This is a genomic window from Rudaea sp. 3F27F6 (genome assembly GCF_005503555.1).
Lineage (GTDB): Bacteria > Pseudomonadota > Gammaproteobacteria > Xanthomonadales > Rhodanobacteraceae > Rudaea.
The window spans coordinates 165,421-177,191 of the sequence record NZ_SCNG01000005.1; the positions used below are offsets into that span (position 1 = coordinate 165,421).

The 11,771-nt window shown below is 54.5% G+C and carries 21 protein-coding genes; 6 read left to right on the forward strand and 15 right to left on the reverse strand.

What is annotated here, in order from left to right:
- Positions 1-458: 458 nt before the first annotated feature.
- From FFS30_RS18335 to FFS30_RS18360, 6 genes are all read right to left on the reverse strand, one after another.
- Positions 459-1,268 (reverse strand): hypothetical protein, encoded by an 810-nt coding sequence (locus FFS30_RS18335; protein WP_171014721.1) that lies wholly within the window; start codon positions 1,266-1,268, stop codon positions 459-461.
- Between the two features lie 134 nt (positions 1,269-1,402).
- Positions 1,403-1,870 (reverse strand): hypothetical protein, encoded by a 468-nt coding sequence (locus FFS30_RS18340; protein ID WP_137914642.1) that lies wholly within the window; start codon positions 1,868-1,870, stop codon positions 1,403-1,405.
- Complete coding sequence (locus tag FFS30_RS18345; RefSeq protein WP_137914643.1) at positions 1,848-2,042, reverse strand: hypothetical protein; 195 nt, start codon at positions 2,040-2,042, stop codon at positions 1,848-1,850. The genes FFS30_RS18340 and FFS30_RS18345 overlap by 23 nt, the downstream gene beginning before the upstream one ends.
- A gap of 122 nt (positions 2,043-2,164) precedes the next feature.
- A complete protein-coding gene (locus FFS30_RS18350) occupies positions 2,165-2,587 on the reverse strand; it encodes a single-stranded DNA-binding protein (RefSeq protein WP_137914644.1) in 423 nt (140 codons plus the stop codon).
- Positions 2,584-3,540 (reverse strand): RecT family recombinase, encoded by a 957-nt coding sequence (locus FFS30_RS18355; protein WP_137914645.1) that lies wholly within the window; start codon positions 3,538-3,540, stop codon positions 2,584-2,586. The genes FFS30_RS18350 and FFS30_RS18355 overlap by 4 nt, the downstream gene beginning before the upstream one ends.
- A 59-nt stretch (positions 3,541-3,599) precedes the next feature.
- Positions 3,600-3,833 carry a hypothetical protein gene (locus FFS30_RS18360; RefSeq protein ID WP_137914646.1) on the reverse strand — a complete coding sequence of 78 codons (234 nt, stop codon included), beginning with the start codon at positions 3,831-3,833 and terminating at the stop codon, positions 3,600-3,602.
- Between the two features lie 193 nt (positions 3,834-4,026).
- Here FFS30_RS18360 and FFS30_RS18365 point away from each other — a divergent pair, with 193 nt between their 5' ends.
- Positions 4,027-4,629 (forward strand): DUF4145 domain-containing protein, encoded by a 603-nt coding sequence (locus FFS30_RS18365; protein WP_171014722.1) that lies wholly within the window; start codon positions 4,027-4,029, stop codon positions 4,627-4,629.
- A gap of 47 nt (positions 4,630-4,676) precedes the next feature.
- Here the strand turns inward: FFS30_RS18365 and FFS30_RS18370 are convergent, their stop codons facing one another.
- From FFS30_RS18370 to FFS30_RS18380, 3 genes are read right to left on the reverse strand one after another with little or no spacing between them, the layout of a single operon-like run.
- Positions 4,677-4,982 carry a hypothetical protein gene (locus tag FFS30_RS18370; RefSeq protein WP_137914648.1) on the reverse strand — a complete coding sequence of 102 codons (306 nt, stop codon included), beginning with the start codon at positions 4,980-4,982 and terminating at the stop codon, positions 4,677-4,679.
- Positions 4,983-4,993: 11 nt separating this feature from the next.
- Entirely contained in the window at positions 4,994-5,176 is a 183-nt protein-coding gene (locus FFS30_RS18375) for a hypothetical protein (RefSeq protein ID WP_137914649.1), read from the reverse strand.
- On the reverse strand, positions 5,173-5,358 hold the full coding sequence (locus FFS30_RS18380) for a hypothetical protein (RefSeq protein WP_137914650.1): 186 nt from the start codon (positions 5,356-5,358) through the stop codon (positions 5,173-5,175). Before FFS30_RS18380 ends, FFS30_RS18375 begins: the two co-directional genes overlap by 4 nt.
- Before the next feature lie 702 nt (positions 5,359-6,060).
- On the opposite strand from FFS30_RS18380, the gene FFS30_RS18385 reads away from it, so the two are divergent.
- Positions 6,061-6,588 carry a trypco2 family protein gene (locus FFS30_RS18385; RefSeq protein ID WP_137914651.1) on the forward strand — a complete coding sequence of 176 codons (528 nt, stop codon included), beginning with the start codon at positions 6,061-6,063 and terminating at the stop codon, positions 6,586-6,588.
- A gap of 84 nt (positions 6,589-6,672) precedes the next feature.
- On the opposite strand, the gene FFS30_RS18390 is transcribed toward FFS30_RS18385, so the two are convergent.
- The 5 genes from FFS30_RS18390 to FFS30_RS18410 all read right to left on the reverse strand — a co-directional run bounded on the left by FFS30_RS18390 (position 6,673) and on the right by FFS30_RS18410 (position 9,621).
- Positions 6,673-7,356, reverse strand: coding sequence for a hypothetical protein (locus FFS30_RS18390; RefSeq protein WP_137914652.1), 684 nt, complete (start codon positions 7,354-7,356; stop codon positions 6,673-6,675).
- A gap of 46 nt (positions 7,357-7,402) precedes the next feature.
- Positions 7,403-7,759: a hypothetical protein gene (locus FFS30_RS18395; protein ID WP_137914653.1), complete on the reverse strand. Its 357-nt coding sequence runs from the start codon at positions 7,757-7,759 to the stop codon at positions 7,403-7,405.
- Positions 7,760-7,791: 32 nt separating this feature from the next.
- Positions 7,792-8,406 carry a toll/interleukin-1 receptor domain-containing protein gene (locus tag FFS30_RS18400; RefSeq protein WP_171014723.1) on the reverse strand — a complete coding sequence of 205 codons (615 nt, stop codon included), beginning with the start codon at positions 8,404-8,406 and terminating at the stop codon, positions 7,792-7,794.
- Positions 8,407-8,559: 153 nt separating this feature from the next.
- Positions 8,560-8,820 carry a hypothetical protein gene (locus FFS30_RS18405; RefSeq protein ID WP_137914655.1) on the reverse strand — a complete coding sequence of 87 codons (261 nt, stop codon included), beginning with the start codon at positions 8,818-8,820 and terminating at the stop codon, positions 8,560-8,562.
- A gap of 264 nt (positions 8,821-9,084) precedes the next feature.
- A complete protein-coding gene (locus FFS30_RS18410; RefSeq protein WP_137914656.1) occupies positions 9,085-9,621 on the reverse strand; it encodes a helix-turn-helix domain-containing protein in 537 nt (178 codons plus the stop codon).
- Positions 9,622-9,705: 84 nt separating this feature from the next.
- Between FFS30_RS18410 and FFS30_RS18415 the strand changes: the two genes are divergently transcribed.
- Positions 9,706-9,936 (forward strand): YdaS family helix-turn-helix protein, encoded by a 231-nt coding sequence (locus FFS30_RS18415; RefSeq protein WP_137914657.1) that lies wholly within the window; start codon positions 9,706-9,708, stop codon positions 9,934-9,936.
- Between the two features lie 83 nt (positions 9,937-10,019).
- Here the strand turns inward: FFS30_RS18415 and FFS30_RS18420 are convergent, their stop codons facing one another.
- Positions 10,020-10,322 carry a hypothetical protein gene (locus tag FFS30_RS18420; RefSeq protein WP_137914658.1) on the reverse strand — a complete coding sequence of 101 codons (303 nt, stop codon included), beginning with the start codon at positions 10,320-10,322 and terminating at the stop codon, positions 10,020-10,022.
- Between the two features lie 211 nt (positions 10,323-10,533).
- Here FFS30_RS18420 and FFS30_RS18425 point away from each other — a divergent pair, with 211 nt between their 5' ends.
- The 3 genes from FFS30_RS18425 (at position 10,534) to FFS30_RS18435 (ending at position 11,769) form a co-directional block, all read left to right on the forward strand.
- The gene (locus FFS30_RS18425) at positions 10,534-10,989 is read left to right on the forward strand and encodes a phage regulatory CII family protein (protein ID WP_137914659.1); all 456 of its coding nucleotides are present in this window, start codon (positions 10,534-10,536) and stop codon (positions 10,987-10,989) included.
- An 86-nt stretch (positions 10,990-11,075) separates the two neighbouring features.
- Positions 11,076-11,381 (forward strand): hypothetical protein, encoded by a 306-nt coding sequence (locus tag FFS30_RS18430; RefSeq protein WP_137914660.1) that lies wholly within the window; start codon positions 11,076-11,078, stop codon positions 11,379-11,381.
- A gap of 172 nt (positions 11,382-11,553) precedes the next feature.
- Positions 11,554-11,769 (forward strand): hypothetical protein, encoded by a 216-nt coding sequence (locus FFS30_RS18435; protein WP_137914661.1) that lies wholly within the window; start codon positions 11,554-11,556, stop codon positions 11,767-11,769.
- Positions 11,770-11,771 lie beyond the last annotated feature (2 nt).

Below are 11,771 nucleotides of genomic sequence, written 5' to 3' on the forward strand. Positions count from 1 at the left end.
ACCTTCATCACCTTGCATCCGCCTTCTTCGGCGACTTTGGTCATGTCCGCAGTTCCACGACCGCCAGGGCATGTAAATTCAGCCTTGTGTTGCGGTTCGCTACCATCCCTTAGAATTTCGTGAGAGGATGCAAACCAGAGAATTAAATTCGAGAGAGCAGCTATGGAGTACATACCTTGGGTTGTGATGGCCTCTGGTTTAATTCTTTTGTTCTTCTACAGCGTCTTTCATAGAAGTTATTTGCAAAGTGCGCTGAATTCCTCTCTAACCGTTGACTTAGTGATGCGGGTGATTCTTTCGTTGGTGGTTGTCGGAGCGGCTCTTACGGTGGTGCTCTCTTCAAAGTACGAAGTAGGCACGGAGCGATGGGCTTTCGGAGTCATCGGCACCGTTCTAGGCTATTGGTTTCGAGGAAAGTAGACTCATTTCAGGCAGTTGGTTGCTCGTCTTTGTTCGGGTCAGGCGAGTGGCTTGCCAGCCTCATCCATTCGGCTTGCGATCTTCTTCATTAGGCCGCCAACCAATTCAAAGATGTGTTTCGCTTCGTCTTCCGTGTACTTCTGATCCAGGTGCATAGTCGCGTTGCGGTAAGGGTTCTGCATGGCGACAAGACCAGCATGGATGGATTCGAAGAAGTGTCCGTCTCCAGAGAAACGATCGCCAGAATTGGGCCAGCGGCTATTTATCTGCTTCTGAACTCCCTCCAACATAATCCGCCAGTTCCGCGCCTGTCCGGTTGTAGGATCGGGGATTCCGAGGCAGCGCGAAATGGCACGAATGCCAGCTTCCAAACAGCGCAGCGAATGAAATGCACTTGCCGTGCTTCGCCCAAGGGCGAGGCAGTTTGACGCTTCTTCCATGTCGTAGATCAACGACGGAAACTTGTTCTGTAGATCGGTACCAAAAGGTGGTTCCTCAGGTTCAAAATACCTACTCTTATCGCGCTCAATAACGAACAGTCTGACAAGTGACAACTCGCGCGTCAGGGTCGCATCAATGACATTCAAAGATTCTCCTAGGTCGGAGAATTTCATTCCTGGATTTGATGTCTCAAGCGTCTTGACAAGATCGACGGCAGCCATCGCCGTAATCTCGGCACCCATTTCCATAACGTTGGTATGAAATCGGCGAACGCTACTAGCAATTTTCTTAGCTGTGGAATCATCAATTCTTGAGTCAGCTTGTTTCTGTGCTATGGAAACTACACCCCAGGTCTGCATGAGCGCGGACGAAGCAGCATAGAACGCGACCCCATTGATCTTAAGCATGTCGAGCAAGCTCCGCGTTTGGCTGGAGTCTCTCATGCTACTTCCGTTGAGTGTGGGAAACATCCTCTGTTGGATGAATTTGCTGACGATGTCAATCGCGGACGAAAAGTCAGCGTTCCTTCGTAGCTCAGCTATCATCCTGTCGCGCTCGACGTCTTCATCTGCGGGAACAGCCCAGGCGAACGCATCTCCATGCGCAAGCCATTGGCTGCCTCCTGCGATTTGTCTGTGGCGATGGGTGGGGCGGGGAGAGGGCCGAACCATTTGAAGTCGGGATCCAGGTCAGCCACATCAAACCAGGCCCCGTAGTCGCTGCTCGTATTGCTCTGATGCAGATTGCAGATGAGGCCGTCTTTCGACTCCACTACTTGAACGAGCGCCGGCTCGTTGGCATCAGACCAAATCACGTAGCCGCGTATGTAGTAAGCACCTTCCATTGTTGGCTTCGCCTTCGTCCAAGATCGTGCGCGGTCGAGGTCGGCGAGGACCTTCCTTGCAGCGATGTACTGAGGAAGCGAACGGCAGCCTTCATCGGTGTCGTAGAGATCGGCTAGATCGCGTAGCGCGCCTCTCGCACGGTCAAGCAGGGTGGGGGTTGTCATGCAAATCTTCCTTTGCAATCTCTGCGGCAAAGTGGTCGGCGAGCAACTTCGTGAAGTCGTAGTCTGCAAACTTCACATCAAGCGCTTTAATCAGCTTCAATGCCGCTTCCTCGTCGTGGGGAAATCCTTCGACAATGGCTTCGACATCAACTTCGATCGACAAACTGATCATCGGTATTCCTTTCCGCCGAGCCGATGAACTGGCCCGGCGATTGTTGAGATTTGGTGGCAGCGCCGAGCGCTTACGCTCTTGTCGCGGAACCTATGCGAATAGGTCTTTCGCTGCCGTAGTCGTTACCAGTACGCGCGTTTCTTGATGCGAGCGAAGGGGATATCGTCGTCGTCAAAAGCAGCGCCTTCGCCGTTGCTCGCGTCGGCTTGTTTCGGATTGCCTGTCGAGCGTTGAGAGTTATTGGCGGATGCGTCGCGCTTGCTGCTGAGCAGCTTCACGTCGGAAACTCGGAGCGTCTTGTACGTCTTGCCCTCGTGCTCTCGCTCGCCGATCTCGCCAGCGACACCGATGTTGTCGCCCTTCTTGATGTATTCCGCGAGCTTCTCGTAACGCTCGCCCCAGGCGTTGCAGTCGAACCATAGGGTTTGCTTGCTATCGCCATAGCCGCTATCGAAAGCGACCGAGAAGCCGGTTACGGGTTTTCCGCCACTCGTGTGACGCGTCACAGCGTCTTTGCCAACGCGGCCGATGTAGTAGGGGATCATGCAGCCTCCTTGGTCGCCATCTTCGGCAATTCTGTTTTGAGGTATTTGCGTTCGTCGATGGTGAACAGACCGCCCTTCGTTGGCGCCCTCCAAAGCACTTGCTGTTCATGTTGAGGCAGCTCATACCAAGCCTCGGCGATGGCGTAGCCATCTGGTGATTCGGTGGCGAGAGCCGTTTTGATGAAAGCGAATGTTCGCCAGTTGCGACCAACCGCAGCTTCGTGCTGCAACTGGTTCATTGCATCGCGCTCTTCTTCGCTCGCAAGGTCATAGCCGCCTTCGGATTCGTTGGCGACGTCGATGGCCTGCGCCAGCTTGTCGGTCGTATACGGCCAAGTCTTTGAGGCGCGTTTGATGACGGCCTTCTTTGCCATTTGGTCCGGCCATTCAACCCAAGGCCCGGATTTCTTCTTCGTGTACGCGCTAGATTTCTCGCGGATCTTCTCGATCTCGGCCCAAGCCATACACTCGGTGAGAATGTCGCCTTCTTTTGTCTTGGCAATCGCATAAGCGCCGACAATTGGGCGTTCCGAAGCGTCTGCCTTGAAGGGGTCCGTTTGATGGGTTGGCGCAGCCGCGGGACCGTTGTAGACAAACGTGTCACCTTCTCGCACAACATCAGCCCTGGCCCAAAGAATTGAGCCAGAATCGGTCGCGATCTTGATCAAGCCCTTGTAGCTGATATCCAGAACGATCGCGCCATCCCTAGGAACAAGATACGCGTAGCCGTTCGCAGGATTGAGTGTAAGCCCGGTGGAAGCAACGTTGATCATCGCCAACTGCACAGACTGCTTGTTGCGATTTGCAGTGCTGAGTGCGAAGTCGTTCTTCATCAATGCTTGCATGGCAAAGATGCTTTCACGATCGTAGTTGATCAGATTTCCGCCGATCTTCTCGAATCGCTGCTTGCTGTTTTGAATGCCTTCCTGATACGGCTGAATATCGCTGCTCATCTTCTACTCCTCAAAGAAAGAAAGCGCCGCCAAGCCCTGTAGAGTGCGGCGCTCGGAAATCAGGCGGCGCCCTTTGGTTGTTCCTTCGCCCAAGCGATGACTCCGCGCGCTTGAAGCTCGCGATCGCCTTTGGATTCGCTGTCGTGTCGCTTCGCTCGATCGATCGCTTGTGAATACACCGCAGCAGACATTCCCGTATTGCGCAGCGCCTGTGCTACACGTTCGCGGACAGTCGCTGTTGGCGCGCCGTACCGCTCGTTGCGGAATGCGCAGAAGTCGAGGACGGCGCTCATGGGTGCCACCCGAAAGCGACAGCGATCAGGCCGACGACAGCGGCAACGCCAGCGACATGCAAAGCGGCCTGCACGATCGGCATGTCGAGTAACTCGGTGCGAGGGCGTTTCACTTCGCGCCCCCGAGCACCTTTGCGCCCCCAAGCAAATTGTGTTCAACTGATTTGAGATCGAATTGAAGGGGATGCGAACTATGAATTTGCTGTCGGCTGACTGTCCTCGCTGTTTGGCAAAGAACGCCACATTGGAGATCATTCATCGAACGCCCGAGCGACCGAAGTTGTTGGAGCTTTTTGAGCTTCTGTGCATCTGCCGAGTTTGCTTTCGAGGTGTCATTGCGGTGTGCAATCACGTCATGGAGGAAAACACCATGCGCGAGGAATTCCTTTATACGGAGCCGAAAGTCATGGACATCGACGTTCCGGCCCATATCCCCCCAGAGGTCGAGCGGACGCTCAAGAAGGGGTATGAAGCTCTGCGCGCACGAGACTGGGAAACAGCCGCGATGCTCGTCGGAAAATCGATTGACGTGGCGACCAAGTTTTTTGCCCCGGACTTGGCAACGCTGACTCTGTTCGCCCGAATAGAGCGACTCACGAGCGATGGACGACTTACAAGGGAACTCGGTGCGTGGGCGCACCATGTTAGGTTGCTGCGCAATGACGCCATGCACGATCCCTTGGATACGTCCGAAAAAGATGCGCGCGATATTTCGCACTTCACCGAGTTGACCCTGAACTACCTGTTTACGCTTCCCGGAATGCTCGTGGAATTCCAGGGCACGACGTCGCCGTAGATGTAGCCGTTCATCGTTTGCTTGGCTGGTCACGCTGCGATGCTCCTCTAGTCGTGTTTGCCCGCAGCGGCGTTGTAGCGCTGCGTTTCGATTCGGTCGTCAAACTCGGATTCGCATGCTTCGCGAGCGGCTGACTGGATCAGCGTTGCGAACTTGCGGTAGTCGCATTCGGTGAGTGCGGCGATCAGCTTGTCCCGCTCGCTCATCCCCACTTCTTCGAGCAGCGATAGGCGCTCTCCGTGGTCGGACCAGAACTTCTCTTCGAGCGCATCGATCGCCGTCGCGCGGGCGTCGGACCTGTTCAAGTCCCACTCGTAGCGGTTGGTGTCGGCGGTGACTGGATCGAGAGTCATGCCGGCTTGTCCTATTTCGGATGGACAAGGGCGACCTGCGCCGTTGATTCGGAGCGCAGAGTTCTCTTGAATGCCATCCCACGCACGATGCGGAACGGAAGGTCTGAGCGATCCAGATTGGTGTCCGCAAGCGCGTGCTCGTACCGGCGAATGCGTTCGGCGTTCCGGTAGTTGTCGTAGGTGAGGACGCTCATGGTGCGGCCTCGGCCTGCGAACTGGTGAGCGCGCTGCGTAGCTTCGCCCGTAGCTCTTCGGCTTCGTCAAACGACAGTGAGACGTAGACGTCGCGGTCGTTAGTGCGGATCGCAATGCAATCCTGTTCGCGCGCGACATCGAAATTCGCCGGGCGATGAACGCGGGTCTGACTGAGGTACATCGGATTCTCCACTGCCGGCTGAGTTCGGCGTGGGAAGAACAATACTAGCCAAGCTATTTGTTGTCAATAGCTGTGCTAGTATTTCGTGACTTTCTATCGAGCGCGGCACCAAACGCCGCCCTACATGAATTGCGGGTATGAAAAAGCCGCCATGCGGCGGCTTCGGGGATTTGTGCTCCGGGACGGAGGTGGCGCGTCCCGGAGCGGACTTACATTCGACTCAATAGGTCAAGGGCGATTGCCACCATCCACCACGGTATTTCGATCTAGATAGACCTACTCTTTGCCTATTGAATATGGAGCTTGAAAGGTTGAAGCATGATTGCACCTTCTGTGTCGATTTACCGGCCAATCGCCGGCATAGTGAGGATAGCAATCAAGGTGGCATGGAAGAAACTGAGAAGGGCAGGATGACCTAGAAGTCGCCTCGCGAAGGCATAGCTTGAACTATGCTTTCGACTTCCCGAGCTTCGCCATGGCTTTGAGTTTCAAGTTTTCCATACGGATACCTCAAAGTTGGACTCGGCCATTTGTGAAGCGGCTGACCGTGGCACCGCAGCCCTGCCATCGCGGTAACGGTGGCGGGGTTTTGGCATTGCAGGTGAAGGTGGGGAGTGCAATCCTTTTTTTTCCGACAAACTCGTCTTGAACGGTGGCTTTAGTAGGAGCATCATTTCCACAGGGCCAATAGGGGGCACTGCAATGGAACTTGGCAAAACTCCGGGCGGTATAAGTCTCGTCAAATTCATTCGACAAGTTAAGCGGGAGCTTCTGGCGGCAGAGGACAACACCAAGCCATACATGGAGCTTCAGGAGATCAAGCTCGAAACGCATTTCGAGCTAGTGATCAAAAGCGAAGCCGAGGTTGATTTCTACGTCATCGATGCGAAGCTCGCCGGCGACGCCAAGCAACTCCACAAGGTGGAACTGAAGTTCAAGCCGCTCCCAAAGGCGCCACCACCAGGACCTCCGGGGCCGAGCGGGAAGAAACATCAGGAATCAGAACAGCCGATCTCTCAGACTGAGAAAGAGACTTTCGTGCGGGTTCTGACCGCCTTTGTTGCGGCGATGGGTCTGCCAAAGCAAGAAGGACCTGTCGGTCACGGCCCAACGTTCCGTCCAGAAGTGGATGTTTCAGGTGACGGTGATATATCCGACGTCATAGAGAAAATCGAAGATATGGGGATACAGGCCCAAGCCGAGGAGAAGTATCAGGCGGGTGCCGGCTAGTTGGTAGGTGGTGCCAATCCAGTCAAGGAGATCTCGCCAGGTAAGCGCTCACGGGCTTCGTCCCGAGCCTCCCAGTGCGAGTGATTATGCTTTGTCGGATTTCGAGTTCTTGGATTCTTTCGAGCCAAGCATTATGCGCAATTGGTGCTCTAGAGCAGATCGAGCAACCGGAAACTTTTCCTGAAAGTAACTCCAAGCGTCATTCGAGGCACGCTCTTTAACCTCGAGGGCAGCGGCTGGAAGATCTTCGCTTCGATAGTGCATGTAGGTTCTAACTTTCGTTATTTTGTCCCCCATGCTATTCACAAGTTCTTCTATTTGAGTGCAGACTCTTTCTGGAAGAAAGATACGGTTCTTTTCAAAAAAATCGACGAAGGTAATCAGGGATGTAATGGCATTTTCATGCGCCTGTCCTTGTCTTGCTTCATCAGTTCCTTGGGACGCTGAAACAAATGTCGTCGCCGCGGTATTGGCTTCGACGAGCAAGGTATATATCTGCACTACTACATCCGCTTGCTTGTCATGGAGCTTGGAGAATCGAACCTGGTGTTCGGTGGCGGCGATGCTTAGTTGAGATCGAAGGCGCTCAATTTCGACGTCTGCCTGAGCCTTTAGCTGAGCCTTGTGCGTTTCCAGCTTCTGATCGTACTCTGCCTTGATAGCATTCTTTAGTCGCTCGCTAATCCACGACTTGAATAGCCAGACAAGCAGCCCGGCAACTAAGGCGCTACTGGCAATAGAGCTAACGAGGGTCGGAATTAAATCCATCGATCATTCATATTTGCCGATCACTGAGCCTCGACGGTCTAGGATCTCACTTCTTCAACGCAATCAGAATCATGACCACCATCGACAGTACGTTTATTAGGAAGTTGATGAGCACGGAGATGACCTTGGGTAGCTTCAGGTCATCGACCTTCGAGCTGGCATGGGCGTAGTTCAGAACGAGTAGGGCGAGTCCGATTCCCCCAATGGTCCACCCAAATGCGTCATTCAGAGGCGCCGGGGCTTTAAAGAACTCTGGATGTTCGCGGAGATAGTCGCCACCCGCAATGAGTGATCCGCTAATACCAATGTTCCGAATGTAATCGAAGACGTACTTAATCGCATCGCTTCGAAGGATGTCGTGATTCGTCCAGCCGCGAGATTCCTGGTCAGGACTATTTTTCATCTTGGCAAAGTGTAAGTCGCACGGCTCTCAACCTAGCTCACGCCTGAGTCAGCCCATCTGCAGGACTGACAGTGTTGCTCCCAATAGCTGTCACCGTACCCCAGATATTGTCCACTTGTTGTGATTGGCGAGAGGCACCACGGGCATACTTGAATACGATGTCCGTTGAATGTCACCGAGATTGATTGCTTACGCAGGATGTTCGGTGGAGGCCCAAGTGCCTTAATAAAGCCAACGAGTAGATCGTCATCACTTACGTTGCTTTGAATGCTTACCTTGTCCGCGAGATATGGCGAGTACCCCACCATCTCTCGATAAGTGATCTCGTGCCAAATGGGCAGAATGCGTTTTTCGCCCGTTGCAATGGATATTGCATTGAGGGAATCCAGTTCGTATTGCGGCCAGTTTTTCTTGAAGAAACTGTGGCTTAGAACCACGGCGCCAAAGCGACTCTTTATTAGCCCGGCATCGATGGATCTGCGCAGAGAGTCGCCAAGCGAAAGGGAAAACTCGTCGTACCAGACTTGGTAACCGTATCCGACAAGTAGGGTGACTAGGCGCCGGACAATGGATTCCTTGTCTTCCGAGGCATGAGAGATGAATACGTCAAACTCGTACTTTGTTTGGTCGGGCGCGTCTTGGGCCACACGTATCCCCTGATACTGAGGTCGCAATTTTCAGCGGCATTCCGTCTCTACAACTTCTTTATCGCGAACCTGGTCGAAGCTACTTCCCCGCATTCGGCTCGGGGCTCTCGGCTGATGTTGGATCGTGCATAGCTCCTCCAAGACGTTCTTTCCCTAAGTGCGCACCACTGGAGCCAATCGAAGTGGCTCCTCCATCATCTCGGAATTGCTAAACACATTATCGGCGTCAATCTCACTTCCATTCGCCGCTAACAAGAGCCTGGCGCGCAAATCAGTTGCATCACGGTCGATGATAAATGATCCTGACCCGTCTTCGTGGGAGATCGCCAGTCCATATTTTGCGTAGATGGCAAGGATATCGCGGACAAATGCTTGCGACTTTGCGCGATCGAGGCGCTTAAACGGCTCATCCATCCAGGTTTCCTCTTACATTCATTGCCGCCGCCGATATCCCAAGTAACTTCGCCGCCATAGCTTCCAGGCATGACTAGAACTTTACCCCGGCATTGGGATAGAAACTTTGGAAGCTCAATGAGGTAACGGCAATTCCACGAATGCCTGTTGCGAGCTCCGCTATAACTAATTGATTATATAGAATCTCACGCTGTGCGAGATTGTTTTGATTTCATGTCCCTCACCAGGGGGAAACCATGAAATTTGATCCATTCGATCCAAAGTTCAGGGCTTGGTGCGCCGAGCAGGACCGGCGCGCCGCCGCACTCTGTCTTCCGCTGCCTCGATACTCTGAATTGTGCGAGCGCTACCTAAGAGCCTGCCAAGAAGAGCATGGTGCGGCGAGAAATGGCGCTCGCTACAAATCGCCTCCAGGTCAGCGGCGAATGCCTCTGCTGAGCCTGGTACCTGGCGCAAGAGAGCGACCGCAAGACTCTCAACCGCGATGTGAACCGCAGTCACGTTGTCATCTGCGCGTCGTTCGGGAGTGAAAATCGCGATGGCGTCCTCGGTCCTGTTCGGCCTGAGCTCACGATAGGCGGAACTGATCTTGGCTGGATCATCAATTCCCAGTGCGGCTGCGAGCGCTGGGGCGCGTTTTGCGGAAACCGGCTCTTTTCCTTCCATCCATTGCCAGATGGATCCCTGAGTCACGCCGACTTCGACTCCGATGGCCTCCTGAGACTTCGTAGACCGCTCAACTGCGGCCTTGATAGTCGCGGCCATCGCGCGTTCTTCATCGCTGAGAGTTCGTTTACCCATAACTAGCTAGGCTACTAACTGCGGCTTCTATCCGCCACGAGCTAAGCTATTTACAAATACTAGCCAAGCTAGTATGGTGCGAGAATGAAGCTCGCCGACTACATATCCGATTCCGAACAACGCAATCAACTTGCTGATGCGGTTGGAACAAGCGCCCAGTACCTATGGCAGCTTTCAATTGCATGGCGTGGCAAGCGCGCCAGCAAGGTTATGGCGCAGGCAATCGAGCGCGAGACCAACGGCGCAGTAACACGCTCTGATCTGCGCCCCGACATCTGGCCCGAGCTTTCGGCGCCGAAGAAGAAGGCCGCGTGAGATGGGCATCCGTGTACGCCTCTGTAGGGCACTTCGATTCCGGCTCGGAATCGAGCATATGCCGAGCCAGCCGGCTCTGGCGGTCAGTTCATTGGCTTCAAACCGATCAGCGACGGAAGAACATGCTGATGGAATTGGTCGGGGAGAAGCTCCTTGAGCGAATTCTCGAAGCTTGTGACGCTCTCGTCTGGCATCCCCTGTAGAACATATTCCACGTCCTTCCGTGCGAGGCCGTCTATCAGGTATCGGGTGAAATCGGGGTTGTGCTGTGCTGCGTATGCGAGCGCTCGAATGACGATCGCCTCGGCTCTCGATTTCGCTGCCAGCGTGGCTATTTGCTTGGCGATTTGCTCGGAAGTCGCGGCGAGTTCCATTAAGACGTCCATTTTTGCTCCGGTGGCGGGTGAGTGGCGAGAAAAGTCGGAATCCTATCACCGTAGCACCGTAATTCTTTCCCGCGCCACGCGTCTGCACATCCTCGCAACCAACCTCCTTTCGGTCACGGTGGAATTTGCGCGCGGCGTTTTTCTTCAACTCGTCCATTGCCGCCACGGTAGCTGGGGCAGAGACTGACTTCTACGTGCATTCGGAGATCCTATGAACGTCGGCGATGCTGCCTACAAGACTGTGCACGATTATCCGGGCGGAAGCGTTGCGCTGGCGCCGCGGATGGCGATGTCTGATGCAGTCTTGCGAAACAAGGTCAACCCGAACTGCTCGTCGCATCACCTGACGTTGGCAGAGGCGGATTCGATGATGACCCTAACCAATGATCTACAGATCTTGCGGTCACTCGCGGCAAATCACGGTTGCGCAATAGTGCCGCTCGAACCTGTGCAGACAGATTCATTGCTGAATCTCTCCCTCGAAGAGAACGCCGCGAATGGGCGATTGATGGAGACCATCCATTCCGCAGTTGCCGATGGCGTGATCACGCAGAACGAGCTTCGCCATATCTGTGCTGCGGGCAACCAAGTGCAGTCCGTCCTGATCGCTCTTATCGCGCGACTGACGGCGAGCGCCAAAGCTCCAGCGCTGCGGCCTGTCGCATAACCCCAGAAACCGTCGACGTAATTGGGGACTTTCGACCCCTGGAAAACGCGAAAACCACACTATCGTTGCCGAAACGGAGGGCGAAGATGGCAAGAGACAATTTAGCGAAGAAGGTCGTCAACAGCATTGCGCTGGAGGCGTACTCGCTCAAGAAGTCGAGCCGACAGGTGCTGGAGAAGTCGGACAGGCTCCGGGCATACATGCAGCTCGGGGGCAAGCAGCTACCCAATCATATCCGTCTGTACCCGCAAGATTGGCTGGACATCGATCGCGTTGTGCGGGACCAATCGGAGGGTAAACGTACCGCGCGTGACGTGACATGGGGGTGCGTTCCGCTAGCACGCTCAGACGAGCCAGAGGAAGCCTTTGCTCTGAAGGCCGAAGCCGCATGAACGTACACGATCAGCGGCTCTTGGAAATTCTCGTGCAGCGAAATCGCGAAGCTGCACGCCTCCTTGATTCCATCGATTCGCCTGAGGCGAGAGCTTGCGCACGTCAGCTTGAGCGTGCGCTGGACGACCTTGTGATTCGGAACGAAGCGATGCCATTCCTCAGGGCGAGCATATGAGAGAAGCCATCATCGCGTTTCGCCAGCGACTGAACGATTGGCGCCACGAGCGCCGAATCCAAAAGCTGTACGTAGCGTTCACGAACATCTATTACCACCAGTTCTCGCTGCCCCAAAAGTTGGCTGCATGGGATGCGTACTGCGTTGCCGTTAGTCAGCGCTCGCCAAAACAGATCGAGCGTATGGAGCGCGCGAAGGGGCTAAGGGCCTAATC

Coding starts and splice junctions, on each gene's coding strand:
- FFS30_RS18370 (WP_137914648.1), bottom strand. CDS start 4,982: ATGACTCTCGATCCAGTCACCGCCGACACCAACCGCTACGAGTGGGAC.
- FFS30_RS18410 (WP_137914656.1), bottom strand. CDS start 9,621: ATGGGTAAACGAACTCTCAGCGATGAAGAACGCGCGATGGCCGCGACT.
- FFS30_RS18430 (WP_137914660.1), top strand. CDS start 11,076: ATGGCAAGAGACAATTTAGCGAAGAAGGTCGTCAACAGCATTGCGCTG.
- FFS30_RS18340 (WP_137914642.1), bottom strand. CDS start 1,870: ATGACAACCCCCACCCTGCTTGACCGTGCGAGAGGCGCGCTACGCGAT.
- FFS30_RS18365 (WP_171014722.1), top strand. CDS start 4,027: ATGAATTTGCTGTCGGCTGACTGTCCTCGCTGTTTGGCAAAGAACGCC.
- FFS30_RS18385 (WP_137914651.1), top strand. CDS start 6,061: ATGGAACTTGGCAAAACTCCGGGCGGTATAAGTCTCGTCAAATTCATT.
- FFS30_RS18415 (WP_137914657.1), top strand. CDS start 9,706: ATGAAGCTCGCCGACTACATATCCGATTCCGAACAACGCAATCAACTT.
- FFS30_RS18395 (WP_137914653.1), bottom strand. CDS start 7,759: ATGAAAAATAGTCCTGACCAGGAATCTCGCGGCTGGACGAATCACGAC.
- FFS30_RS18345 (WP_137914643.1), bottom strand. CDS start 2,042: ATGATCAGTTTGTCGATCGAAGTTGATGTCGAAGCCATTGTCGAAGGA.
- FFS30_RS18350 (WP_137914644.1), bottom strand. CDS start 2,587: ATGATCCCCTACTACATCGGCCGCGTTGGCAAAGACGCTGTGACGCGT.
- FFS30_RS18355 (WP_137914645.1), bottom strand. CDS start 3,540: ATGAGCAGCGATATTCAGCCGTATCAGGAAGGCATTCAAAACAGCAAG.
- FFS30_RS18335 (WP_171014721.1), bottom strand. CDS start 1,268: ATGCTTAAGATCAATGGGGTCGCGTTCTATGCTGCTTCGTCCGCGCTC.
- FFS30_RS18360 (WP_137914646.1), bottom strand. CDS start 3,833: ATGAGCGCCGTCCTCGACTTCTGCGCATTCCGCAACGAGCGGTACGGC.
- FFS30_RS18375 (WP_137914649.1), bottom strand. CDS start 5,176: ATGAGCGTCCTCACCTACGACAACTACCGGAACGCCGAACGCATTCGC.
- FFS30_RS18435 (WP_137914661.1), top strand. CDS start 11,554: ATGAGAGAAGCCATCATCGCGTTTCGCCAGCGACTGAACGATTGGCGC.
- FFS30_RS18420 (WP_137914658.1), bottom strand. CDS start 10,322: ATGGACGTCTTAATGGAACTCGCCGCGACTTCCGAGCAAATCGCCAAG.
- FFS30_RS18425 (WP_137914659.1), top strand. CDS start 10,534: ATGAACGTCGGCGATGCTGCCTACAAGACTGTGCACGATTATCCGGGC.
- FFS30_RS18380 (WP_137914650.1), bottom strand. CDS start 5,358: ATGTACCTCAGTCAGACCCGCGTTCATCGCCCGGCGAATTTCGATGTC.
- FFS30_RS18390 (WP_137914652.1), bottom strand. CDS start 7,356: ATGGATTTAATTCCGACCCTCGTTAGCTCTATTGCCAGTAGCGCCTTA.
- FFS30_RS18405 (WP_137914655.1), bottom strand. CDS start 8,820: ATGGATGAGCCGTTTAAGCGCCTCGATCGCGCAAAGTCGCAAGCATTT.